Annotated in this window: 22 protein-coding genes and 1 riboswitch; of the genes, 8 read left to right on the top strand and 14 right to left on the bottom strand. The window is 45.8% G+C overall.

What is annotated here, in order from left to right; translation table 11 throughout:
• Positions 1–19 precede the first annotated feature (19 nt).
• The gene (locus CIK89_RS03800) at positions 20–427 is read left to right on the top strand and encodes a PaaI family thioesterase (RefSeq protein WP_094390114.1); all 408 of its coding nucleotides are present in this window, start codon (positions 20–22) and stop codon (positions 425–427) included.
• A gap of 14 nt (positions 428–441) precedes the next feature.
• On the opposite strand, the gene CIK89_RS03795 is transcribed toward CIK89_RS03800, so the two are convergent.
• A complete protein-coding gene (locus CIK89_RS03795) occupies positions 442–993 on the bottom strand; it encodes a DUF6359 domain-containing protein (protein ID WP_094390113.1) in 552 nt (183 codons plus the stop codon).
• Positions 994–1,320: 327 nt separating this feature from the next.
• Between CIK89_RS03795 and CIK89_RS03790 the strand changes: the two genes are divergently transcribed.
• The 5 genes from CIK89_RS03790 to rfbA all read left to right on the top strand — a co-directional run bounded on the left by CIK89_RS03790 (position 1,321) and on the right by rfbA (position 5,353).
• Entirely contained in the window at positions 1,321–1,950 is a 630-nt protein-coding gene (locus tag CIK89_RS03790) for a hypothetical protein (protein WP_094390112.1), read from the top strand.
• A 151-nt stretch (positions 1,951–2,101) separates the two neighbouring features.
• Entirely contained in the window at positions 2,102–2,401 is a 300-nt protein-coding gene (locus CIK89_RS03785) for a hypothetical protein (protein ID WP_094390111.1), read from the top strand.
• Between the two features lie 13 nt (positions 2,402–2,414).
• Positions 2,415–2,720 carry a cell division protein ZapA gene (locus CIK89_RS03780; RefSeq protein ID WP_094390110.1) on the top strand — a complete coding sequence of 102 codons (306 nt, stop codon included), beginning with the start codon at positions 2,415–2,417 and terminating at the stop codon, positions 2,718–2,720.
• A gap of 44 nt (positions 2,721–2,764) precedes the next feature.
• The gene (gene rny, locus CIK89_RS03775; RefSeq protein ID WP_094390109.1) at positions 2,765–4,303 is read left to right on the top strand and encodes a ribonuclease Y; all 1,539 of its coding nucleotides are present in this window, start codon (positions 2,765–2,767) and stop codon (positions 4,301–4,303) included.
• A gap of 174 nt (positions 4,304–4,477) precedes the next feature.
• The gene (gene rfbA / locus CIK89_RS03770; RefSeq protein WP_094390108.1) at positions 4,478–5,353 is read left to right on the top strand and encodes a glucose-1-phosphate thymidylyltransferase RfbA; all 876 of its coding nucleotides are present in this window, start codon (positions 4,478–4,480) and stop codon (positions 5,351–5,353) included.
• Positions 5,354–5,451: 98 nt separating this feature from the next.
• Here the strand turns inward: rfbA and CIK89_RS03765 are convergent, their stop codons facing one another.
• The 4 genes from CIK89_RS03765 to CIK89_RS03750 form a co-directional block, all read right to left on the bottom strand.
• On the bottom strand, positions 5,452–7,413 hold the full coding sequence (locus CIK89_RS03765; protein WP_094390107.1) for a hypothetical protein: 1,962 nt from the start codon (positions 7,411–7,413) through the stop codon (positions 5,452–5,454).
• A gap of 43 nt (positions 7,414–7,456) precedes the next feature.
• Positions 7,457–8,128, bottom strand: a complete 672-nt coding sequence (locus CIK89_RS03760) for a hypothetical protein (protein ID WP_094390106.1) — start codon at positions 8,126–8,128, stop codon at positions 7,457–7,459.
• 12 nt (positions 8,129–8,140) lie between these two features.
• Positions 8,141–10,090, bottom strand: a complete 1,950-nt coding sequence (locus tag CIK89_RS03755) for a hypothetical protein (RefSeq protein ID WP_094390105.1) — start codon at positions 10,088–10,090, stop codon at positions 8,141–8,143.
• 119 nt (positions 10,091–10,209) lie between these two features.
• Positions 10,210–12,153, bottom strand: coding sequence for a sugar phosphate nucleotidyltransferase (locus tag CIK89_RS03750; RefSeq protein WP_094390104.1), 1,944 nt, complete (start codon positions 12,151–12,153; stop codon positions 10,210–10,212).
• A 208-nt stretch (positions 12,154–12,361) separates the two neighbouring features.
• On the opposite strand from CIK89_RS03750, the gene CIK89_RS03745 reads away from it, so the two are divergent.
• Positions 12,362–12,943 carry a sigma-70 family RNA polymerase sigma factor gene (locus CIK89_RS03745; RefSeq protein ID WP_094390103.1) on the top strand — a complete coding sequence of 194 codons (582 nt, stop codon included), beginning with the start codon at positions 12,362–12,364 and terminating at the stop codon, positions 12,941–12,943.
• 130 nt (positions 12,944–13,073) lie between these two features.
• Here the strand turns inward: CIK89_RS03745 and rpe are convergent, their stop codons facing one another.
• The 9 genes from rpe to CIK89_RS03705 form a co-directional block, all read right to left on the bottom strand.
• On the bottom strand, positions 13,074–13,721 hold the full coding sequence (rpe, locus tag CIK89_RS03740; RefSeq protein ID WP_094390102.1) for a ribulose-phosphate 3-epimerase: 648 nt from the start codon (positions 13,719–13,721) through the stop codon (positions 13,074–13,076).
• Between the two features lie 29 nt (positions 13,722–13,750).
• Complete coding sequence (locus CIK89_RS13900) at positions 13,751–13,882, bottom strand: hypothetical protein (protein ID WP_256387362.1); 132 nt, start codon at positions 13,880–13,882, stop codon at positions 13,751–13,753.
• 79 nt (positions 13,883–13,961) lie between these two features.
• The gene (gene fmt, locus CIK89_RS03735) at positions 13,962–14,936 is read right to left on the bottom strand and encodes a methionyl-tRNA formyltransferase (protein ID WP_094390185.1); all 975 of its coding nucleotides are present in this window, start codon (positions 14,934–14,936) and stop codon (positions 13,962–13,964) included.
• Positions 14,937–14,976: 40 nt separating this feature from the next.
• A complete protein-coding gene (locus tag CIK89_RS03730) occupies positions 14,977–16,782 on the bottom strand; it encodes a chloride channel protein (RefSeq protein WP_094390101.1) in 1,806 nt (601 codons plus the stop codon).
• Positions 16,783–16,821: 39 nt separating this feature from the next.
• Entirely contained in the window at positions 16,822–17,391 is a 570-nt protein-coding gene (locus tag CIK89_RS03725) for an L-threonylcarbamoyladenylate synthase (protein WP_094390100.1), read from the bottom strand.
• 14 nt (positions 17,392–17,405) lie between these two features.
• Positions 17,406–18,992: a peptide chain release factor 3 gene (locus tag CIK89_RS03720; protein ID WP_094390099.1), complete on the bottom strand. Its 1,587-nt coding sequence runs from the start codon at positions 18,990–18,992 to the stop codon at positions 17,406–17,408.
• On the bottom strand, positions 18,989–19,837 hold the full coding sequence (gene rfbD / locus CIK89_RS03715; protein WP_094390098.1) for a dTDP-4-dehydrorhamnose reductase: 849 nt from the start codon (positions 19,835–19,837) through the stop codon (positions 18,989–18,991). The genes CIK89_RS03720 and rfbD overlap by 4 nt, the downstream gene beginning before the upstream one ends.
• Positions 19,838–19,841: 4 nt before the next feature.
• Positions 19,842–20,387: a DUF4924 family protein gene (locus CIK89_RS03710; RefSeq protein WP_094390097.1), complete on the bottom strand. Its 546-nt coding sequence runs from the start codon at positions 20,385–20,387 to the stop codon at positions 19,842–19,844.
• A 15-nt stretch (positions 20,388–20,402) separates the two neighbouring features.
• A complete protein-coding gene (locus CIK89_RS03705) occupies positions 20,403–21,065 on the bottom strand; it encodes a LysE family translocator (RefSeq protein ID WP_094390096.1) in 663 nt (220 codons plus the stop codon).
• 137 nt (positions 21,066–21,202) lie between these two features.
• Between CIK89_RS03705 and CIK89_RS03700 the strand changes: the two genes are divergently transcribed.
• Positions 21,203–22,183, top strand: coding sequence for an ROK family protein (locus tag CIK89_RS03700; RefSeq protein ID WP_094390095.1), 981 nt, complete (start codon positions 21,203–21,205; stop codon positions 22,181–22,183).
• Between the two features lie 113 nt (positions 22,184–22,296).
• A riboswitch (cobalamin riboswitch) is annotated at positions 22,297–22,484 on the top strand.
• The last annotated feature ends 3 nt before the right edge of the window (positions 22,485–22,487 follow it).

The raw sequence follows: 22,487 nt of genomic DNA, 5'->3' as shown, positions 1-22,487 counted from the left end.
TGATATAAATGTGAAGATTATGACTAAGATAGCAGATTTTCTAAACAAGAACGACCGCTTTGCTGCAGACGCAGGGTGTCGTATCGTGGAAATGGAAGAGGGAAGGGCTGTTGCAGAAATGACGGTTACACCCCATCATCTCAATGGCGGCGGAGTCTGTCAGGGCGGTGCACTGTTTACACTTGCCGACTTGGCATTGGCTGCCGTGATGAACAGTAGGGGGCAATTGACCTTCGGTATAGAGAACAATATCATGTTTATGGCATCGGCGCGTGTAGGCGATAGACTGCGTGCAGAAGCCCGAGAGGTGGCAGACCATCCGAAGATTCCAACCGTAGAAGCCCGTATTACGAATCAGAATGGACAACTCTTGTGTGTGGTGACAGGTGTGGCTTATCGTAAGAAAGAGGCACTGGTAATGGAATAATCCCTATTCCATAGCTACTCCTTTGCCTTCACTATCTCATATTCCAAAACTTTTTTCAATCCCAACACGTTCATATAGTAATCTCGCGTACCTATTATATATACTTGATGGTTCCACAGTTCGGGGTTGTCCTTGAGGTTGAGTTTCTTGCGTATTGATGCTCTGTCGGTCAAGCAGACAGGTAGAAAACTGTTTTTGTCAATTGTCTCGTCTGTCTGACTGTCGGTTACAATCGGAGTATCTGACAGTAGGATAGAGGTGCTCGAAGTGAAGGGAGGCCATAGAAGTATGTTGTTTAGACTCTTGTAGGCTGTGCCGACAATGTATGCCTTGACGCAGATTTGACGGTCCACATCTGTCAATTGCGCTTCTGCCACTGTCAATGCGTTCTGCTTGATAGTGGGATCAATGCCCGTTACTGGTACTATTGTACCGGTAGAGTCGGTTGCTGTAGTGTCACGGTCTTCTTTCGCAGGTGGATCTTCTACCATATCCAACTGCTTTTCACATCCGGTGGAACATGTCAGTATTGCCACCAAGAACCATATAAAATAGTGCTGCTTCATGGGGCAAAGATAATGAAAATGCTTGAAAATGAGAAAAAAACACGTGAAAATTTGCTCTTTTCTGAAATAAATGCTATATTTGCCACCGATAAGCCTATGTCGGCTGTTGCCGAACTATCTTATCATTCATAGTTAGGGGTTGGTAGCGTCCTGCACCAACCCCATTTTGTTGAACCTTCAATGCATATCATGTGGTTCATGTTGCCGTTGAACAAGTCGGAAATATATGATGACAGCGTTAAACTTGCAAAATCAGTTTGACATTTCAACTTTTATTCGTAAATTTGCAAGTCATTAGTAAATATCTATTAAAAGAATACATAAAACATGGGAATTTTATCTAAAATATTCGGACGTAACACCGATGAACAGCAGAAAACAGGAGGCATGGAAGACTTCATGACTCTCATTCGCGTTTATTTCCAGGCCGTAATGGCAGCAGACTTGGGCATTACCAATCTGGCTGCATTGCCCGATTTACGCGTGTTTAAACAAACACTCCACGTGCCAACTCAAAACAATAAGCTCGGTGTGGGAGAAAAGTCACGCTGCAAGAAAATGCTGAAAGAGATATATGGCATGAGCGATGACTTCACTAAAGAGATAGACCAAAGCATTCGTCGTCGCTGCAAGAAACCGCAGGATGTGCAAACCTATATGATTCAGTTTTCTGCGTTCTCACAAGACTTGATGATGCTTACCGGAAACCTGATGAAGTTCAAACTTCGCTTGCCCGGATTCTTCAAAAAGGCTCTTTATACCATGACCGAAAAGACTATCAATGACATCTTCAATAAAAACGATTATAGTGATGCAGGTGTTCTGAAGTCTATCGTGGCAATCCGTCAATACAACCAGAAACTTGGTTTCTCACAGCGATGGGTAACCGATTTCGTATATCATGTAGTGATGCTTGCTAAAAAAGAAAAGCAGCCAGCACAACAAGAAACGAAATAAAAAAAGTTAAATATATTACAGAAAAGGTTGCACTTTGTATAAAAAATGTTACCTTTGTAGAGATTAAGGGTGTGTCTTTAATGTTTTGCAGCCAAGGTCATGATTGGCATAACCAAACAGCTCAAGGCAAAGAAGACAAAAATAAGTATCAATGACGCCTAACGAGAAAACTATAGCAACGTTTGAAACCCGCATGAGGCAGATGATTCTCCGATTTCAAGAACTGAAAAAGGAGAACAATGACCTATACGCCCAAATCGAAGAGGACGAAAAGCAAATGGAAACGCTGCGACAACAGTTGGATCAAAAGCAGAAAGACTACGAGGCCCTTAAGATGGCACGCATGATCAGTATTACCGATGGCGACTTGCAAAGCGCTAAAGACAGACTGGCGAAGCTCATCAGAGAAGTGAATAAGTGTATTGGAATCCTTAGCGATGAAAACGAATAGAGGAGACCGAACCATGGCAGAAACAAACCGAGACAAGTTACATATCAAGCTGCACGTCTATGACGAGGAAATCGAAGTGGTAATCAACCGCGACGATGAGGAGTTCTATCGCTCGGCAGCAAAGCTCATCACTGAAAGATATAATGCATACGCTGCGGCATACAAAACCCGTAAAAGCGAACACATAATATCTTTGATGACACTTATAGATATAGCACTGCTCTATCAAAAGGAACGCGCCAACCATGACGCAGAGCCTTTCAAGAATATTCTCGATAAGTTGACAGCCGAAGTGGAACATGCACTGAAAGAAAAGTAATATACTGAAACGAGAATATTAATAATATATATCAAATTTAATCTATGGACATATTAGTCATCCTTGCTATCATTGCCGCCCTTCTAATTGGCGGACTCTGTGGCTTTATGATTTTCCGTCATGTCATCAAAGGAAAATATAATGAAATGGTAGAGGCTGCCAATAAGGAAGCCGAAGTTATCAAAGAGAAGAAACTGCTCGAGGTCAAAGAGAAGTTCCTCAATAAGAAAAGCGAACTGGAAAAGGAAGTGCAACAGCGAAACCAGCATATCCAGCAAAGCGAAAATAGACTGAAACAGCGTGAGATCTCGCTCAACCAACGTCAGGAGGAACTGGGTCGCAGAAAGAATGAACTCGACAACCTGCAAACGCGCATTGACAACGAAAAGAAGTTGCTGGTCCTGAAAAACGAAGAACTTGAGAAGATGCAATTGCAGGAGCGTGCTAAGCTGGAAGAACTCTCTGGACTGAGTGCAGACGAAGCAAAGGCCCGATTGGTTGAAGCCATGAAGGATGAAGCTAAGACAGATGCTGCTAGCTATATCAACGAAATTATGGATGAGGCCAAGCTGAATGCCAATGCTCAGGCTAAGAAAATTGTGATACAGACCATTCAGCGAGTGGCAACAGAAACTGCTGTAGAGAATGCTGTTTCTGTATTCCATATCGATAACGACGAAGTGAAAGGACGTATCATCGGACGTGAAGGTCGTAATATCCGTGCACTTGAAGCTGCCTGTGGCGTTGAAATCGTTGTAGATGATACTCCTGAGGCTATCGTTATTTCTGCGTTTGATCCTATCCGTCGTGAAACTTGCCGTTTGGCTCTCCATCAACTTGTCAGCGATGGACGTATCCATCCTGCGCGTATTGAAGAGGTTGTGACCAAAGTGAAAAAACAACTGGAGAACGAAATCATCGAAACAGGTAAACGTACGGCTATAGACCTCGGTATTCATGGATTACACCCAGAGTTGATTCGTATCATCGGTAAGATGAAATATCGCTCATCATACGGACAAAACCTATTGCAGCATGCACGCGAAACTGCCAACCTCTGTGCGGTTATGGCTTCCGAACTTGGATTGAATCCTAAGAAAGCTAAACGTGCCGGTCTGCTCCATGATATTGGTAAGGTGCCCGATGAGGAGAGTGAATTGCCACATGCACTCTATGGCGCAAAGATTGCTGAGAAATATAAAGAGAAACCCGATATCTGCAATGCTATCGGTGCTCACCACGACGAGATGGAGATGCAGACTTTGTTGGCTCCTATCGTACAGATTTGTGATGCTATCAGTGGCGCACGTCCAGGCGCTCGACGCGAAATCGTAGAAGCATATATCAAGCGTCTTAACGACCTTGAGGCTATTGCCATGAGTTATCCCGGTGTTACCAAGACCTATGCTATTCAAGCTGGTCGCGAACTGCGTGTCATCGTTGGTGCAGATAAGATGGATGACGCAGAGACCGAGGCACTCAGTGGTGAGATTGCTACCAAGATTCAGAATGAGATGACCTATCCCGGACAGGTGAAGATTACTGTCATCCGTGAAACTCGTTCTGTGGCTTACGCCAAATAAAAGCAATTCATAGTATCAAATAACGAAGACTCCTTCTTTGCCTAATAGGGAAAGAGGGAGTCTTTGCTGTATATCATGCGGACCTTTGGTGGTTATTTGCTTTTTCTTATTCATTTTCTTTGTCATACAAAGAATATTTCGTAACTTCGCACCGAAAGATTAAAACACAGAACTATGAAAGGTATCGTATTGGCAGGAGGTAGTGGCACACGTCTCTATCCTATCACAAAGGGAATATCCAAGCAACTGATTCCCATTTTCGACAAACCGATGATTTACTATCCTATATCGGCTTTGATGCTGGCAGGCATACGGGAGATTCTTATCATCTCTACTCCTTATGACCTTCCTGGTTTTAAACGCTTGTTGGGAACAGGTGAAGACCTCGGAGTACGTTTCGAATATGCAGAACAACCATCGCCGGATGGACTGGCACAGGCCTTTATTATAGGTGAAGAGTTTATTGGCAAAGATAGTGTATGTCTTGTCTTGGGCGATAATATCTTCTATGGTAGTGGATTCACGGGATTGCTCCATCAGAGTGTGAAAAATGCGGAACAAAAAGGACTCGCTACGGTGTTTGGCTACTATGTCAACGACCCAGAGCGCTATGGCGTGGCAGAATTTGATGCCGACGGCAATTGCCTCAGCATCGAAGAGAAACCCGCAACCCCCAAATCCAACTATGCCGTGGTGGGGCTCTATTTCTATCCAAACAGCGTGGTGGAAATTGCCAAAAATATCAAGCCAAGTGCACGAGGCGAATTGGAAATAACAACAGTCAATCAACAATATCTGTCACAAAAGACGCTGAAGGTGCAGACATTGCAGCGTGGTTTCGCTTGGCTCGACACGGGCACTCACGACTCACTGTCGGAGGCTTCTACCTTTATCGAAGTGATCGAAAAGCGTCAAGGACTGAAAGTGGCCTGTCTGGAAGAGATTGCCTACAAGCATGGTTGGATTACGAAAGAAAAACTTCGTGAGGTGGCTGCTCCAATGGCAAAAAACGAATATGGCAAATACCTCCTGCAACTGGCAGAGAAATAACAGGACACCGTCTTTTTGGAAGGCATCACTCTTCGCCCGGAAAGCGCGACCACATAAGAAGATACCGCCCGATGCGTTACACATCGGGCGGTATCTTCTTATCGCAGCAAGCCTTGCCAACTCACGGGCCGACCATCTTCCGTTGCTCCTTCTATCGTGACAAGATAGCGTTTCGATGAGTCGGAAGAATAAAAACGCACAATGGCTTCACCAGCATCGTCGGTCTGCAACGAGGGATTCCAATAGAGCGTCGTGCGATAGTCGGGGCGCGTATAGTCGCTCTTATCCGTCTTGGGATACTGTGGTGAATAGAACTCCATATTGTAGCGATAGCCCAACGGGGATATCCTTGCCATGGAGAGCAGGTGTTTGCGCTTTTCTATCTCCGAACCATCTTTAAGGAAGATGAACAACACGCCAGGGATTCTGCCTCTAATATCAGCGCGCACACCATACATCGTATTCTGAGGATGGTTCATCGAGAAATATTCTATACTCCGCACATTCTGCGGCAAGATAGCCAATATTTCTTCGTCATCTGTTTCTGTCACATTGTCCACATATTTTTTTCCAACAATCTGTCCAATACCACCGATTCTCTTGTGGCCATCTTCACCAACAGAACAATAGATGCCCAACTGGCTGAGGAGTGTTTCCATGGATGCCGCATGCTCAATACGAGGATCATTCGGATAAAGATTGCGAGGGGCTTCCAGTTGGCCATAGTTCATCGATTTGGGTTTCTTTTTACTTCCTTTCTTCTCAAATTCGGGCAGTTCTACCACTCCATTCCAAGCATACATCTGCTGTTGGTTGCTCTGCTTGACATAGACGGACAAATCATTGCCCGTTTGACAAGCATAGTGAGGCAATCTCACCGTAGGGGGTATTTGCTTGTCAACTTGTAGTTCGACCATCTCCGTACTACCACTTTTTTTTGTGCCTTCCAATAGCCATGTCGTGCCTTCGGGACTGTCCACCGTCAGCGAGAAAAGACTGCTGTCGCCCAACTCAAACTCATGGCGCACTCCCTCCGCGGGGTTCACCAATAGCAGATGAGGATTCTTTAATTTCGATTTCAACGTGCCTTTCACTCTGCCCGTGATACGTTGTTCTGTCTCTATCGGATAGGTCATCTGTGGATAGCGGCCACGAAGCATATCGGCAAGGGGATAGACGCCATCGCGGCGACTCACTGCCCATTGCGATAGTGTTGGCTGCAACGTGTCGGGCTTCACCACGTCATAGTCGGTCACCGAAACTGAAAAAGTGCCTTTTAAGGGGCGGCCTTCCTGATCGGTCAAGGTCAGCGTGGACGCTATGGGCATCTTCTTGCCTTCTGTCATCTGACTTTTCATGCTCACACATATGCTGTCGCGACTGGCAATTTGCGTCTCACAAGAGGCCAAGACCAATTTGTCTCGAGGACGGATCATGGCCACCGTCACTACGCCTGGACGCAAACGACTCATACCGATTCGCAACACACGCGAACCGATATAGGGTGTTTCCACCAAGTTGCCGCCACCATATATCACACAGGTCAACGTGTCAGACTCGCTCGCATCCGACATGCGGATCAGCAATTGTCCCTTGCGTTGCTTCACTTCCAATAGGGGCGATGATTGCAGGGCAATAGGCGCTTCCACGCACGACACATAGCGGTCGTCGCCTGTCTTTGCCGTCACATAGATGGGCTTATAGCAGAAATAATCCGAACCGAAGTTGCGCATCCACTGCGTATAGGCCACCATGGTGTAGCTACCACTCGTCATCGTCTTCGATAGAAACATCGCATTGGCAAACACACCATTGCTGTCACAACGCACTTTCATGCGCTGAACCAACGTGTCTGCGCGTTGGTCATAGAGTTCCACATAGACATAGCGCGAGCGTGACACAGGGATGCGAGTGGCGGCATCCAACAGATGAGCACGAAACCATATCGTGTCTCCAACCATATAATAAGGACGGTCTGTGTGCAGATAGATTCGCTCCTGAGGAACCTTTGAGTAATAGTCAAGCAGATGAGACATCACAGAGATGCTGTCATTATCCATCGCACTTGCCTGTACAGATTGGCATATCCATAAAATTAAAAAACTAACATTTATCTTCACATTGTTCATACTCCAAATCAGCATTTAAAATACAGGTTCTATAATCGCACCATTGTTCGTATTCAAGTCTATCCAAATTCTTTCGAATAATTTCATCTATGTCATCATTGGGATTAACAGCCGATAGATCCCAATTACCAATACCACAATATTCACAAGCACTTGTGGCAATTCGATATGACGTCATACAATTAGCCAAACATTGAGATTCGTTGTCTATACTTCTCGTTTTAGTTTGCAAATCAATTCTAATATTGTACCGTTGAAGAGCTCGCAAATAATCTGTTCGGCAAATATTTATATTCTTAAAAGCCTTATTCTTTGCATTATATAGCACTAATGCCCTATGAGAATAATTTATGCCTGTCATCATCGTCAACTGTCTAACAAAATTTGTTTGGCGCATATGCGAATCTGTATGTACAGCAGAATCCAAAAGCATTATATAACGTTTTTTCTCTTTAGCAGACATTCTATTTACTATACTTCGAATTTCAGAACGATCTCTACCAACAACTTCTTGATATTCCTGAAATTGCTCTGAGGCAACAAACATATCAGCATCCGTCAGAATCCGCTCTGTTGTACCATTATTATCATCGCCACATGCCATAAAAGTAGCGAATGCAAATATCATCATTACAAACTGTTTCATATTTATCTTATATTAGATATTAATCAATCCTTGCCAACTCACAGGTCGTCCATTAGCCATCACTCCCTCTATAGTGAGAAGATAATGCTTCGACACATCAGAAGAGTAGAACTGCACCCTTACTTTCCCTGCATCATCCGTTGTCACCGAAGGATTCCAATAGAGCGTCGTGCGATAGTCGGGGCGCGTATAGTCACTCTTATCTACCTTGGGATATTGTGGCGAATAGAATTCCATGTTGTAGCGGTAGCCTAAAGGCTGTACCTTTGCCATGGAGAGCAGATGATTTCTACGTTTGATTTCCGAGCCATCCTTAAGAAAAATAAACAGCACGCCTGGGATTGTTCCATTTGGTGAAAACCTCACACCAAATACGCCATTTTCCGAACGATTTTTCGGGAAATACTCTATTGACTTAACGTCAGAAGGATTCGTTTGCAGTACTATTGAATGATCAGTTTCCTTAAAATTATCAATATAACAAACAACATTTTGCATATGTTGTTCTCCTTCAGGAGTTATCGTAACCCAAATTCCCAATTGCGACATCAAAACACGCATTGTTGTGGCCCACTCTAATCGAGGATCATCTTGAGGAATTCCACGAACAGCTTCAATATTCATGAAATTTTTCTTCTGTTTTTTTTGATATTTTCCAATTCGGACGAACTCTGGGAGTTCTATCTCTACATTACGACTAAACATTTGTTGCAATTTGCTTTGCTTCATAAACGAATTCAAAGAGCTTGATTCTCTAATAGAATATATAGGAAGACTTATTTGAGGAAAGCTTTGCTTGTCGATTTCGAGTTGAACGAGGGAGGTCCTGCCATTTTTCTTTGCGCCCTCTAAGACCCATTCTGCCCCCTCAGGACAATCTATTTCCATTGAGAAAGAAGAACTATCACCTAATTCAAATCTATTATAGTATGCCCTCATAGGATTCACCACCAATAGACTTGGATTCTTTAATTTCGATTTCAACGTGCCTTTCACTCTGCCCGTGATACGTTGTTCTGTCTCTATCGGATAGGTCATCTGTGGATAGCGGCCACGAAGCATATCGGCAAGGGGATAGACGCCATCGCGGCGACTCACTGCCCATTGCGATAGTGTTGGCTGCAACGTGTCGGGCTTCACCACGTCATAGTCGGTCACCGAAACCGAAAAAGTGCCTTTTAAGGGGCGGCCTTCCTGATCGGTCAAGGTCAGCGTGGACGCTATGGGCATCTTCTTGCCTTCTGTCATCTGACTTTTCATGCTCACACATATGCTGTCGCGACTGGCAATCTGCGTCTCACAAGAGGCCAAGACCAATTTGTCTCGAGGACGGATCATGGCCACTGTTACTACGCCTGGACGCAAACGACTCATACCGATTCGCAACACACGCGAACCGACATAGGGTGTTTCCACTAAGTTGCCGCCACCATATATCACACAGGTTAACGTGTCAGACTCGCTCGCATCCGACATGCGGATCAGCAATTGTCCCTTGCGTTGCTTCACTTCCAATAGGGGCGATGATTGCAGGGCAATAGGTGCTTCCACGCACGACACATAGCGGTCGTCGCCCGTCTTTGCAGTCACATAGATGGGCTTATAGCAAAAATAATCCGAACCAAAATTGCGCATCCACTGCGTATAGGCCACCATGGTGTAGCTACCACTCGTCATCGTCTTCGATAGAAACATCGCATTGGCAAACACACCATTGCTGTCACAACGCACTTTCATGCGCTGGACCAACGTGTCGGCATTCTGTTCATAGAGTTCCACATAGACATAGCGCGAGCGTGACACAGGGATGCGAGTGGCGGCATCCAACAGATGAGCACGAAACCATATCGTGTCGCCAACCATATAATAAGGACGGTCTGTATGCAGATAGATTCGCTCCTGAGGAACCTTTGAGTAATAGTCAAGCAGATGAGACATCACAGAGATGCTGTCATTATCCATCGCACTTGCCTTGAACCCGCAGGTGCTCAGCAAAATAAACAAGAACAACTTCCTACACATCTTAATTGTATCTATATTCGCAATCAGATTTACATTGCATATTGTATTTCTGCATCCGATTATTCTTTTGGTTTAGAGAAGGCTGCTACGCAACGACAGAGGGCATCGGGATTGCCCATGTCATACATCTCACCATCAAGCCGCACACCCATCATGCCATGGTTGCTACGAACGGCCTCAAGTGCTGAGGTGAGCTCTATCTCGCGTGTATGGTCGTTTCCTTCATCGGCTTTTCGTATATCGGTTTCCAACTGCTGGAAGACCTCCGGTGTGAGGATATACTGTCCAAACACACTGCAATACTCTTTCTTTCCATCGTTGCCACGCACACCAAGGAACTCTTCGGCATAACTGGCCTTGGGTTTCTCGTTCATTGCCGATACATTGAGAATGGTGTTCTCTTTGTCTTCCCAGATGCCACTGAGTATGCCGTAACGACTAACTTCGGTCAGTGGAACGGAATGGATACTGACCATGAGTCTGTTGTAGCGCTCATATTCCTCGATGAGTTGTAGGGCACAGGGTTTATTGCGATGGCTACGGTAGATCGTGTCACCTAAGAGTAGGAGCACTGGCTCATTGTGTGTGAATTCCACAGCCTGATAAACGGCATGGCCGAAACCGCGCTTTTCTTTTTGATATACGTAGCGCAGTCGCTTACCGATATCAAGAATGCGGTTTTCATATTCTTGTGCTTCGGTATTGAGCTTCGACAGATGTTCTGCAGAAAGCGGTGTTTCGAAGAATTCAGTATAGAGTTTACGTTCCTCCTCAGAGCCCAATACGAGACAAATCTCCTCGATGCCACTCTTTACCAGTTCTTCAAGCAAAATGAGAATGACGGGGCGCACCATGCCATCGGCACAGGGTATGGGGAAAAAGTCCTTCTTTAATCCGCGGGTCGCGGGGTATAGTCGTGTGCCGAAACCTGCCACGGGGATAATAGCGCGACGTACCGTATGTACAGGGTTGATGGTCAATTGGTAGGCACGCATGCCTTCGCTGTTGAGGTAATCAACCAATTTCTTCTGTGATTCCGCATCGCGTGCGAGAAATTGCACACTTCCATCGCCGTGTGAACCAACACCCTTTCCACCATATACCAATGGTTGGATGGCAGGATCCCTCAATACTTCATGGAGTTTTGGTGCTTGTAGTGCAGGCGACATGGGCGTGATGTATTCCTCAAACATATTTTCTGTCTCTGTCATCAGTTGGCCCAGTTGCTCCACTTGTCCCTCTGCCATATATTTCACAGCACGTTCTATGATTTTGTGGTTCCATTCTCCTAACGCCCGATGGAGGTTTTGCTCCTTCTCGTTTTGCGCAAATGGATAGGGCTTATTCAAGTCAGAAAGGATGCGGATTGTATCTTTTGCAGTGCAAAGGTCTGCAAACACCCAGTGTAGTGTCTTTTTGACATTGAGTGACTGCACTTCGATTTCATCGCCATCAAAGGTCATCAGATTGGGTTTCACACCAAAGGCGCATGCTTGGTCAAGTCGTCCGCAACGTGACGAAGTGCGCTGTTCACCGAGATAGGCGATATTCATTTCGCCCATGGTGTTGAGGTTCAAGTTGTACAGCAGGTTGAAAGCACGTGCAACCAAAACACAAATAGCTGCAGATGACGATAGTCCGCTCTTCATGGGAAGCGTCATATTGGTAATGCGGATGCGCACACCACCCACCTTATACCATTCCAACATGTAGCTGGCTACACCTGCACAGTAGCAGAAGAACGATCCCGATTTGGCAACACGCTTCAGATCTGTCTCTGTCATGCGGCATGAAAAGTCACGCCACGCATCTTTCATTTCAGCGGCATCGCTATGCATTTCGAAGTTGGAGGCTTTCTCCACTTCTGCATAAATTCCTTGTTCGATACCAGTAACTATAGCCATACCCGGAAGGATATCGGCATTCATGGTTCGGTAATGGCCTGCCCAGTCGGTGTGTTCTCCAAAGAGGCACAAACGCCCCGGAACAAATAGTTTCAACATAAATAAGTCTTAGCTTGGTTATATATTCAGTTCACAAAGTTAAAACAAAAGAATGAGAAATCACGAATTTCTGTTAGAATAATTTGGAGATACTGAAATTTTACCTTAAATTTGCATCATATAATGGTAATATTGCCAGTAACCCATCTTAAAAAACAATAGGCTTATCGATTAAATTCTACCCTCAAGAAATCAAAACATTTGGACCATGAAGGGATATGCAAACTGCTCCGACGATATGTTGGTGCAAGCCTATATGGAGGGCAAGGATTCTGCTTTCGATGAGTTGTTGGCACGCAATCAGCAGCAATTATTCGATTTTATCTTGGCTTTGACCCGTGATAAGGACAAAGCCGATGACCTCTTTCAAGAAACTTTCATCAGAGCTATCGTGAAGATGAAAGATGGACAATACTTCAATCAAGGCAAGTTTCTATACTGGTTGATGCGTATTGCCCGTAATTTGCTGATTGATGATGTGAGAAAACAAAAGAAAGGACAGGCGGTAAATATCAGCGATGACGAGTTGCTGACGGTCATAGATTGTGGACATCCCTATAAAAGTAGGGAAGATATGCTGGTGGCTGAGGAACTCAGTGGCCACATGCGACAACTGATGGATCTGCTTCCTGATGAACAGCGCGAGGTGGTATTGATGCGTTATTATCAGGGTTTGCAGTTTAAAGACATAGCCGAAATTACCAATGTCAGTATCAATACTTCGCTTGGGCGTATGCGCTATGCCATTCGCAACATGCGCCGTATGGCCAAACGTATTAATTTGATATAGTATCTGATAGTATGATGTGAGGTATGAAACTCCTTTACACCAATACTGATGTTTCATCTTGGTGTAAAGGAGTTGTCGTATGTGCAGGATGATTTAGATCATCTGCTGTTGTTGAACTGCTATTGGTTGTTTAGAGATTGCGCAATTCGTGGATAGTCTGTTCTGGTTGCTTGCTTTTGAATACGTAGCTACCGCTGACAAGAACATCCACACCGGCTTTAACCAAGCGTGGCGCAGTCTCGCCCTGTACTCCACCATCCACTTCGATTAGTGCTTTACTGCCAGTTTGGGCGAGTAATTGGCGCAAGCGCTGCACCTTGCCGATGGTGTTTTCAATGAATTTTTGTCCGCCAAATCCAGGATTGACGCTCATCAGCAATACCATATCCACATCTGCTGCAATGTCTTCCAATACGGAAACAGGTGTGGCGGGATTGAGTGTGACACCAGCTTTCATGCCAGCATCGTGTATTTCCTGTACTGTGCGGTGTAAGTGGCGACAGGCTTCTACGTGAACATTCATCATCATAGCGCCAAGTTTAGCGGTTTGCTTGATATACTGTTCTGGATTTACAATCATGTAATGCACATCCAATGGTTTGGTGCACTTTGATGCAACAGCTTCGAGTACAGGAAAGCCGAAGGAGATATTGGGTACAAAAACCCCGTCCATAACATCGAGATGAAGCCAGTCTGCTTCACTTCTGTTGATCATTTCAATATCGCGGTCGAGGTGCAGAAAGTCGGCCGCCAGTAATGATGGAGATACTTTAGTCATCTTGTCAGTTGTTGATTTAAGTTTCAAGTTCAGTTCATCCCCACTACCTTGACAGTCCCATCGCTTTCAACAATGGTCTTGTAGGTGCGAGCCACCTGTTTAATGAGCAGGATGGTTGTTTCGCTGGGTTTGTCCGTTTCGTGCTTATTGGCGCTTGACATCGGCTTTTTCCTTATAGTTTTCTATAAGAATAAACGAGGTCTTTGCCGTTTTAGTATATTTTTAAAGTGATTTTTTTACTTATCCCACGTGACACTGATCCAGTTCCTTCATGCCATTCATGAAGTCGCGTGCCATCATGCGCTTCTTTCCTGCCAGTTGAAGTTCCTCGAAACAGAGCCATTCATCAATAGTAGCCACCAGCAAGCGCTTACCTTCTATGCAGATTGTGCCTGGTGCAGCGGTGGTGGATTGACCGGTTTTGCTTGTGCGATAGACTTTCAACAGTGTCTCTTTACCATCTGGTGTTATCAGATTGGTCCAAGCTCCTGGTATGGGACAGAGGCCGCGCACGAAGTCATACACCTGTTTTGCTTTCTGGTTCCAATTGATTTCGCAGTTTTCTTTGAACAGTTTCGGAGCGTCTTTGAGGTCCTTGTCTTCTATCTTTTCGCTTTGTGCCACGGTCGCAGGATGCCCATTGGTAGCCACAATTTGTTCGAGCGTTTCGAGACAGAGTTGTGCGCCGAGGTGCATCAGTCCGTCATAAACATATTCCACATCGGCATCGTCTGGAATGTCGAAAGGCTTGCTCATGATGATACGACCAGTATCAATATCGTGGTCGAGGAAGAATGTTGTCACGCCAGTTTGTGTCTCACCATTGATGATGGCCCAGTTGATGGGCGCCGCACCACGGTATTGTGGCAGTAGGGCAGCATGTACATTGAATGTGCCATATTCGGGCATTGCCCATACCACTTCGGGTAACATGCGGAAAGCCACTACCACCTGAAGGTTGGCATTGTAGCTCTTCAACTGTTCCACGAAGTTCTCGTCTTTCATCTTCTCAGGTTGTAACACCGGTAATCCATGTTCCAAAGCATATTTTTTGACGGCAGGTGCTTGGAGTACCGAACCGTGTCTTCCTACGGGTTTATCGGGTTTGGTGACTACAGCCACTACATTATAGTCGTGTTCTACCAGTGCTTGCAGTGTCTCTACGGCAAACTCCGGTGTTCCCATAAATACTATTCTAAGGTCTTCTTTCTTCATCATTGATATGATTGCTACACATTATTAATATAAATAAATGCTATTCCTGACTGAAGTCGCGCACCATCTTACGATACATACCGTATATGCGTTTCTGTGAGATATAGCCACGCAGACAGCGGTCAGCGTCAAGTACAGGCAGCCAGTCAGCCTGTGTTCGTTCAAAAGCCTTCATTACATCAGTCATCGGCATGCCATCGGTGAGTACTGCAGCCGGTTTAGTCATGAGTTGACTGGCATGGAAATGGTGATATAGTTCGGTGCGGAACATCACGTGGCGAATGCGTATAATATCTATTTCCCCTAACAGATGTCCTGCAGCGTCAGTAACAGGAAGCACACTCTGCTTAGAGCGACTGATCTTATGTACCATTTGTCCGAGTTCCATATCAGCATCCACCGATTGGTAGTCGCGGTCTATTACGGTTTCCATATTCATCAGTGTGAGCACAGAATGGTCGGTGTGGTGGGTGAGCAACTTACCTTGTCGGGCGAGTCGCATACCATATATACTATGCGGTTCAAAGATGATGATGGTGAGATATGCCGATACCGAAACAATCATCAACGGCATGAATAGGTTGTATCCACTGGTAATCTCGGCGATGAGGAATGTTCCTGTCAGCGGTGCATGCATCACTCCCGACATGACTCCAGCCATGCCCAATAGTGCAAAGTTCTTCTCAGGCACATATATTCCCACTTGATTCATGTTCCACAAGCGTGAGAAGACGAATCCGGTGAAGCATCCTATGAACAAACTGGGTGCGAAAGTACCACCACAACCGCCGCCTCCATTGGTTGCCGATGTGGCGAACACCTTGGTGAAGAGCACCAGCGATAGATATATCATCAGATATTCCGGATGTCCGTAGAATAGTGAACCGTCGAGAATCTGGTTCCAGTCAGTCTCCGATTTACCGTTGAGCAACAGGTTGATGGCATGGTATCCTTCGCCATAGAGTGAAGGAAAGAGGAAGATCAGCGTGCTCAGAACAACGCCACCGATAAGGAGTTTGACGTATGGCTTGTTTTTAAATCGAGCATAAACATCCTCGCAGGCATTCATAGACCGTATAAAATAGAGGCTGACGAGACCGCAGGTGATTCCTAATAGAATAGATGCCGGTACACGTTCCACCGTCCAGTCGTTGTCGAGATGGAAGGTGAATAGTGTTGAGGCACCGCTGAAAATATAGGTGAAGCAGGTTGCTGTCACACACGATACCAATACAGGCAGCAGCGAAGCCATGGTCAAATCGATCATCAATACTTCCAGCGTGAATACCAATCCTGCAATCGGCGCCTTAAAGATTCCGGCAATGGCACCAGCAGCACCGCATCCCACGAGCGTCATCAGCGTTTTGTTGTCGAGTCGAAACAGTTGCCCGAGCCTTGACCCGATGGCCGATCCCGTCAAAACGATAGGCGCCTCAGCTCCCACCGAACCACCAAAACCGATGGTGATGGCTGATGCAATGACCGATGACCATGTGTTGTGGGCTTTCAGTCGCGACTTGTTTGACGAGATGGCATATAGTATTCGCGTGATACCGTGAGATATATTGTCTTTGACGACATGTCTCACAAAAAGCGAGGTAAGGTAGATGCCGATGACAGGATATACCAGATAGAGCCAGTTATAACTTGTTGCAGTAAACTTACCCGTCAGCAGTGAGCCTATCAGGTCAATCATACTGTGCAGGATGAAAGCGGCTACAGCAGACAACAGGCCCACAAAGAACGCCAGAACGAGTAGAAACATTCTGTCGCTAATGTGTGTTACCCGCCATTCGTGAATGCGGTGTCTCCAGTCTGTGCGTGTCGCTATTTCATGTTGACTCATATCTGTTCTCTTGTTTCGGTCTGTTGGTTGAGGGGGTTGCTATTTGCGGATGATGGTCACTTGACCGTCTTCTGTCAGTTTAATGATACTCGATGGCTTGTGAGGCTTATGCTCCTGTCGGCGGCTCCAGCATACATAATCTACGGCTTCGATAATCTTCGGATCGATGTCGGGGTAGTTTTGTGCAGCAGGTTCACCGCTGATGTTTGCCGATGTAGATACCAGCGCTTTCTGGAATCGGAAGCATAGCTCCTTGGAGAAAGGCTCCTGAGTGATGCGTATGCCGACGGAACCATCTTCGGCAATAAGGTTTTCTGCTAAATTGACCGCACCGTCGAGAATAACGGTAGTAGGTTTGTCGCAGCAGTCGAGCAACTGCCATGCCACATCGGGCACTTTGCGGATGTATCGTTGCAGGCGTGCATCGCTATCCACGAGGCAGATGAGTGCCTTCGAATCATCACGTTGTTTGATGTCATAAACACGTTTCACCGCTTCGCTGTTGGTAGCATCGCAACCTATTCCCCATACGGTATCGGTGGGGTAGAGTATAACGCCTCCCTTGCGGAGCACTTCCACAGCCTTACGAATATCTTCTTCTCTGGTCATTTGTTGGTATGTTTTTAGAATTCTGAAGTGAAATGGAACTTGATGTTCTCAAAGTCCTGTTGTGCCATAGACAATACATAGCTTGAGTCAGCGAGAAACACATCGCGTCCGTCCTTATCTTTTGCCATATACTGATACTTGCGCTTTTTGAAGTTGTCGAGCTCTGCGGCATTGTCGCTTTCTATCCAACAGGCCTTGTAGAGCTGTACGGGCTCCCATCGGCATTTTGCGTTGTACTCGTTTTCCAAACGGTACTGGATGACCTCAAACTGCAGTTGTCCTACCGTACCGATAATCTTTCTGCCGTTAAACTGGTTGACAAACAACTGTGCCACACCTTCGTCCATCAACTGGTCGATACCCTTCTGCAATTGTTTTGACTTCATTGGATCGTCGTTCTCAATGTATTTGAAGAGTTCGGGCGAGAATGATGGCAGTCCGCGGAAGTGGAGCTTTTCACCTTCGGTCAGCGTGTCTCCGATTTTGAAGATACCATTGTCTGGCAGACCGACAATATCTCCGGGCCATGCTTCGTCGATAGTACTCTTGCGCTGTGCCATAAACTGTGTGGGACTTGAGAAACGCAGCGTCTTGCCCTGTCTGACGTGCAAATAAGGCTGGTTGCGCTGGAATTTACCCGAACATACTTTGCAGAAAGCGATACACGAACGGTGGTTGGGGTCGATATTGGCAGTGATTTTGAAGATAAATCCCGTGAATTTAGGTTCGTCGGGCTTTACCATGCGCTCTTCTGCTTTAGTCTCACGAGGACTCGGAGCTATTTCTACAAAGCAGTTGAGCAGTTCCTGTACACCGAAATTGTTGAGTGCCGAACCGAAGAATACAGGTGCTACTTCGGCAGAGCGATAGGTCTCTACGTCAAATTCAGGATATACACCATCTACGAGTTCAAGGTCTTCACGCAGTTTGTCAGCATCGCGTTCACCGACTTTCTCATCGAGTTCTTTGCTGTTGATGTCTATTTCTACCTTTTCTGTTACTCGCTGTTTGTCGGGAGTAAAGAGGTCGAGCTTCTGTTCGTAGATATTATAAACACCCTTGAACTTCGCACCTTGGTTGATGGGCCATGACAGTGGACGCACTTTGATGCCCAGTTCCTGTTCGAGTTCATCGAGCAGATCGAATGGGTCGCGTCCTTCTCGGTCCATCTTATTGATGAAGATGATAACAGGCGTATTGCGCATGCGACATACGTTCATCAGTTTGCGAGTCTGTGCCTCTACACCTTTAGCGCTATCCACTACGATGATGGCAGAATCCACAGCTGTAAGTGTACGATAGGTATCTTCTGCAAAATCCTGGTGACCCGGTGTGTCGAGGATGTTCACTTTGTATTCAATGTCGCCACCTGCAGGTGTGTAGTCAAATTCCATAACTGATGTAGATACCGAGATACCGCGTTGTTTCTCGATATCCATCCAGTCGGAAGTGGCTGTCTTCTTGATTTTGTTGCTCTTTACAGCACCAGCCACCTGTATCTGTCCACCAAACAAGAGGAATTTCTCCGTCAGCGTTGTCTTACCGGCATCAGGGTGGGAGATGATGGCAAATGTTCTTCTTCTTTCTATTTCTTGATTCATAACTTATCGATACACTGTTTCAAACTGTCTTCCCAATAGGGAATATCTATGTTGTATGTGGTTTTAATCTTTGTCTTGTCGAGCACGCTGTAGTGTGGACGTGGTGCAGCAGAAGGATATTCTGCTGTGTGGAGCGGTCTTACCCGGCAGGTATTGATGCCAGCCAACCGATGGATAGCCTTGGTGAAATCATACCATGAGATGACTCCTTCATTGGAGAAATGGTAGATGCCAGGCTTGATGCCCTGTCCTATAGCAGTCATAATGGCGTTAGCCAAATCGTGTGCATAGGTGGGTGTGCCTATTTGGTCGAACACCACCCCAATGCTGTCTCGCTCCTTTCCCAATCTGATCATCGTCTTGACGAAATTGTTTCCAAAGATGGAATAGAGCCATGCTGTGCGCACTATCATGGTGCGCTTGCAGTATTTCTGCACGTTGATTTCTCCTTCCAGTTTTGTTCTGCCATAGACACTGTTGGGCTTGGTCGTGTCGGTTTCAACGTATGGTGTATGGTTTGTGCCGTCAAACACGTAGTCTGTGGATATCTGAACCATCCATCCGTTGCGTTTCTCTATAGCCTGTGCCAGATATGCAGGAGCAGTGGCATTGAGTGTTGTGCTGAGTTGTTCATCCGTTTCTGCCTTGTCAACGGCAGTATATGCCGCGCAGTTGATGATGCCGTCTATGTGGTGTTCATCCACAAAGTGAGCAATGGCATCGCTATCGGTGATGTCGAGTTCGTCGCGGTCTGTATTATAATAGGTGTGCTGTGGATAGTTATTCTCCAGCAGTTGTATCTCGTTGCCCAACTGTCCGTGGCAACCTGTTACAAGGATGTTCATCTTCCTATTCAAATTGCAGTGGTTCTTCTTTGTCTTTGAGATAATAGTCGTTGAGCATACCGATAAGTGTGCTAATCTCTTGTATGGCATGCTGTGTGTTGGGTGTTATCTCTTTTTTCTGCAACCGCAACATCATCACGCCATATAGCGAGTTGAAGCAAGTCTCTATCTCGTTTTCGTCTTTGCTTGCGCCATGGTTGCGCAACTCTACGATATAGGGTAGCACTTTGTAATATTCGGCGCTGTAGAACGGAAACTTTGTACTACCCAATAGTTGGGTATGTAGCTCCTGCAACATCTGCAGTGTCACCTTGTTGATCTGCAAGTGTCCTTTCTCCCGACAACCTTCCGAGTTCATCATTCTGATGAGGTTTCCAAACCAGTCAGCCTCATCTTCTTTCTGTTCGTCGGTATAGTCGAAGCGCTCGATGTATTCGCGTCGTATGCGGCTCAGCGAGCAGTCAAATGCTCTGATAATGTCTTCCACCTGCCACATATATAGCAGATACTCTGCTATGTTAGTCTTTCTGAGTTGTTGTGCTATTTGCATAATCTGTCTTATGTGCTAAAAGCGGTAAAGGTTAGTACATGTTCCGAAGAGGAATATGACGGAGAAGATGATGACAATGGCACCGATGATCTGATTAATGATGCGTATGCCACTGGAGTCGAAGATGCCTCGCACCTTGTCTATCAGCCATGTCAGTCCATACCACCAGACGAGTGCCCCACCCACAATGCTTGCAAATCCGACAATCATCTCAAATGGTCTGTTTGGAATGACAAATGCAAATTGTGCGAAGAGACCCATGAATAGAAATATAATCAACGGATTGGAGAAAGTGACGAGAAATGCCGTGATGGCATTGTGTGTCATCGATCCGCGTTGTTTACCTGATTGATGGATATTTTTGGTAGGGTCTGATCTCCATGTGTAGATACCAAACGACAGTAGAATGATGCTGCCAATGATCTGCAGATAGAATTTATTCGTGTCGTTATTGATGATGTCCATGACAAAAGCCATACCAAAGCCAGTGATGGCAGCATAGATGATGTCGCTCACTGCGGCACCCACTCCTGTGATGAATCCATACCATCGGCCTTTGTTCAGTGTGCGTTGCACACAGAGTACGCCTACAGGTCCCATAGGAGCTGAGGCAATCATGCCGATTAGCATTCCCTTGAATACCAAATCGACTATATTTATATGTATTGGAAACGGCATATCAAGTGCAAAGATACAAAGAATGTGTGTATCTCGTACATTTCTTTGGAAAAAACTTTGTTTATTCGATGTTTTTTTCATAACTTTGCCACTTGAAATTCGAAAATCAATAACTTAAAATACAATTTTATTAACTTATGAGTGAACAGCAAGGCATCAAACCATATGTCATAGGACTCGATCTCGGAGGCACCAATTCTGTCTTTGGAATCGTAGATTCACGTGGTGACATTAAAACTCAAACAGCCATTAAGACTGGCGGATATACTTGTGCAGAAGATTTTGTTAAGGCTTCTGTCGAAGCACTTCTCCCTATCATTGACCAAGTAGGAGGTATTGAGAAAATAAAAGCCATGGGTATTGGTGCACCCAACGGCAATTTCTATAGAGGAACCATAGAGTTTGCTCCCAATCTGCCATGGGCACACGATGGTATTGTGCCATTGGCACAGATGTTCAGCGATGCACTCGGCATTCCTGTTGGCTTGACCAACGATGCCAATGCTGCTGCATTGGGTGAAATGGTATATGGTGTGGCACGCGGCATGAAGAATTTTATCGTCATCACCCTTGGTACCGGAGTTGGTTCGGGTGTGGTTGTCAATGGACAGCTGCTCTACGGTCACGATGGATTTGCCGGTGAGTTAGGTCACGTCACTATGGTTCGTGGTGCTCAAGGTCGCATTTGCGGTTGCGGTCGCACTGGATGTTTGGAGGCTTATTGCTCTGCCACAGGTGTGGCACGCACTGCCCGCGAGATGCTTGAGAAGACCGAGCGTCCCTCATTGCTCCGCGAGCTGGATGCCGAAAAGATTACTTCGCTCGACGTAAGCATTGCCGCAGGCAAGGGTGACGAACTGGCTAAAGAGATTTTCGACTTCACTGGTACGATGCTTGGTGAAGCCTGTGCCGACTTCGCTGCATTCTCTTCTCCTGAGGCATTCATCTTCTTTGGTGGCCTGGTGAAAGCCGGTAAGCTCATCATGGATCCTATCAAAGTAGCATATGACAACCACGTGATGAACATTTTCAAGGGTAAGGCCCAGTTCTTGGTGAGCGGTCTCGATGGCGCTTCGGCTGCTGTTCTTGGTGCGTCAGCCATCGGTTGGGAAATCTAATCCCTCATCCATCAGATAGTAACGCAAACTATTATCATAATTGCCACAGTTGCCAGCATTGTGCAACTGTGGTATTTTTTTGCTGTTTTGTTTGGTGGTTCCGTGGAATTATACTATCTTTGCAACGTCAAGGTACGCATAACAGCGTTTAAAAGGGAATGTGAGTGAGAATCTCCTACTGTCCCGCAGCTGTGAGTTCCCTTAGCACATTCCAAGCAAAACAATCCACTGCCCTTTATGGCGGGAAGGAGTTTGGAGTGGGAACAAAGTCAGAAGACCTGCCTCGATGTTAATATGCGCATCG

The organism is Prevotella sp. P4-119 (assembly GCF_002251345.1).
Classification (GTDB): Bacteria; Bacteroidota; Bacteroidia; order Bacteroidales; family Bacteroidaceae; genus Prevotella.
Note: the sequence above shows the minus strand (reverse complement) of the source record. Positions and strands in the feature narration are given on the sequence as shown.

Bases quoted from the DNA above. Each gene is read 5' to 3' on its own strand.
- CIK89_RS03800 (WP_094390114.1), top strand. From the start codon at position 20: ATGACTAAGATAGCAGATTTTCTAAACAAGAACGACCGCTTTGCTGCA.
- CIK89_RS03795 (WP_094390113.1), bottom strand. From the start codon at position 993: ATGAAGCAGCACTATTTTATATGGTTCTTGGTGGCAATACTGACATGT.
- CIK89_RS03790 (WP_094390112.1), top strand. From the start codon at position 1,321: ATGGGAATTTTATCTAAAATATTCGGACGTAACACCGATGAACAGCAG.
- CIK89_RS03785 (WP_094390111.1), top strand. From the start codon at position 2,102: ATGACGCCTAACGAGAAAACTATAGCAACGTTTGAAACCCGCATGAGG.
- CIK89_RS03780 (WP_094390110.1), top strand. From the start codon at position 2,415: ATGGCAGAAACAAACCGAGACAAGTTACATATCAAGCTGCACGTCTAT.
- rny (WP_094390109.1), top strand. From the start codon at position 2,765: ATGGACATATTAGTCATCCTTGCTATCATTGCCGCCCTTCTAATTGGC.
- rfbA (WP_094390108.1), top strand. From the start codon at position 4,478: ATGAAAGGTATCGTATTGGCAGGAGGTAGTGGCACACGTCTCTATCCT.
- CIK89_RS03765 (WP_094390107.1), bottom strand. From the start codon at position 7,413: ATGGATAATGACAGCATCTCTGTGATGTCTCATCTGCTTGACTATTAC.
- CIK89_RS03760 (WP_094390106.1), bottom strand. From the start codon at position 8,128: ATGAAACAGTTTGTAATGATGATATTTGCATTCGCTACTTTTATGGCA.
- CIK89_RS03755 (WP_094390105.1), bottom strand. From the start codon at position 10,090: ATGGATAATGACAGCATCTCTGTGATGTCTCATCTGCTTGACTATTAC.
- CIK89_RS03750 (WP_094390104.1), bottom strand. From the start codon at position 12,153: ATGTTGAAACTATTTGTTCCGGGGCGTTTGTGCCTCTTTGGAGAACAC.
- CIK89_RS03745 (WP_094390103.1), top strand. From the start codon at position 12,362: ATGAAGGGATATGCAAACTGCTCCGACGATATGTTGGTGCAAGCCTAT.
- rpe (WP_094390102.1), bottom strand. From the start codon at position 13,721: ATGACTAAAGTATCTCCATCATTACTGGCGGCCGACTTTCTGCACCTC.
- CIK89_RS13900 (WP_256387362.1), bottom strand. From the start codon at position 13,882: ATGTCAAGCGCCAATAAGCACGAAACGGACAAACCCAGCGAAACAACC.
- fmt (WP_094390185.1), bottom strand. From the start codon at position 14,936: ATGAAGAAAGAAGACCTTAGAATAGTATTTATGGGAACACCGGAGTTT.
- CIK89_RS03730 (WP_094390101.1), bottom strand. From the start codon at position 16,782: ATGAGTCAACATGAAATAGCGACACGCACAGACTGGAGACACCGCATT.
- CIK89_RS03725 (WP_094390100.1), bottom strand. From the start codon at position 17,391: ATGACCAGAGAAGAAGATATTCGTAAGGCTGTGGAAGTGCTCCGCAAG.
- CIK89_RS03720 (WP_094390099.1), bottom strand. From the start codon at position 18,992: ATGAATCAAGAAATAGAAAGAAGAAGAACATTTGCCATCATCTCCCAC.
- rfbD (WP_094390098.1), bottom strand. From the start codon at position 19,837: ATGAACATCCTTGTAACAGGTTGCCACGGACAGTTGGGCAACGAGATA.
- CIK89_RS03710 (WP_094390097.1), bottom strand. From the start codon at position 20,387: ATGCAAATAGCACAACAACTCAGAAAGACTAACATAGCAGAGTATCTG.
- CIK89_RS03705 (WP_094390096.1), bottom strand. From the start codon at position 21,065: ATGCCGTTTCCAATACATATAAATATAGTCGATTTGGTATTCAAGGGA.
- CIK89_RS03700 (WP_094390095.1), top strand. From the start codon at position 21,203: ATGAGTGAACAGCAAGGCATCAAACCATATGTCATAGGACTCGATCTC.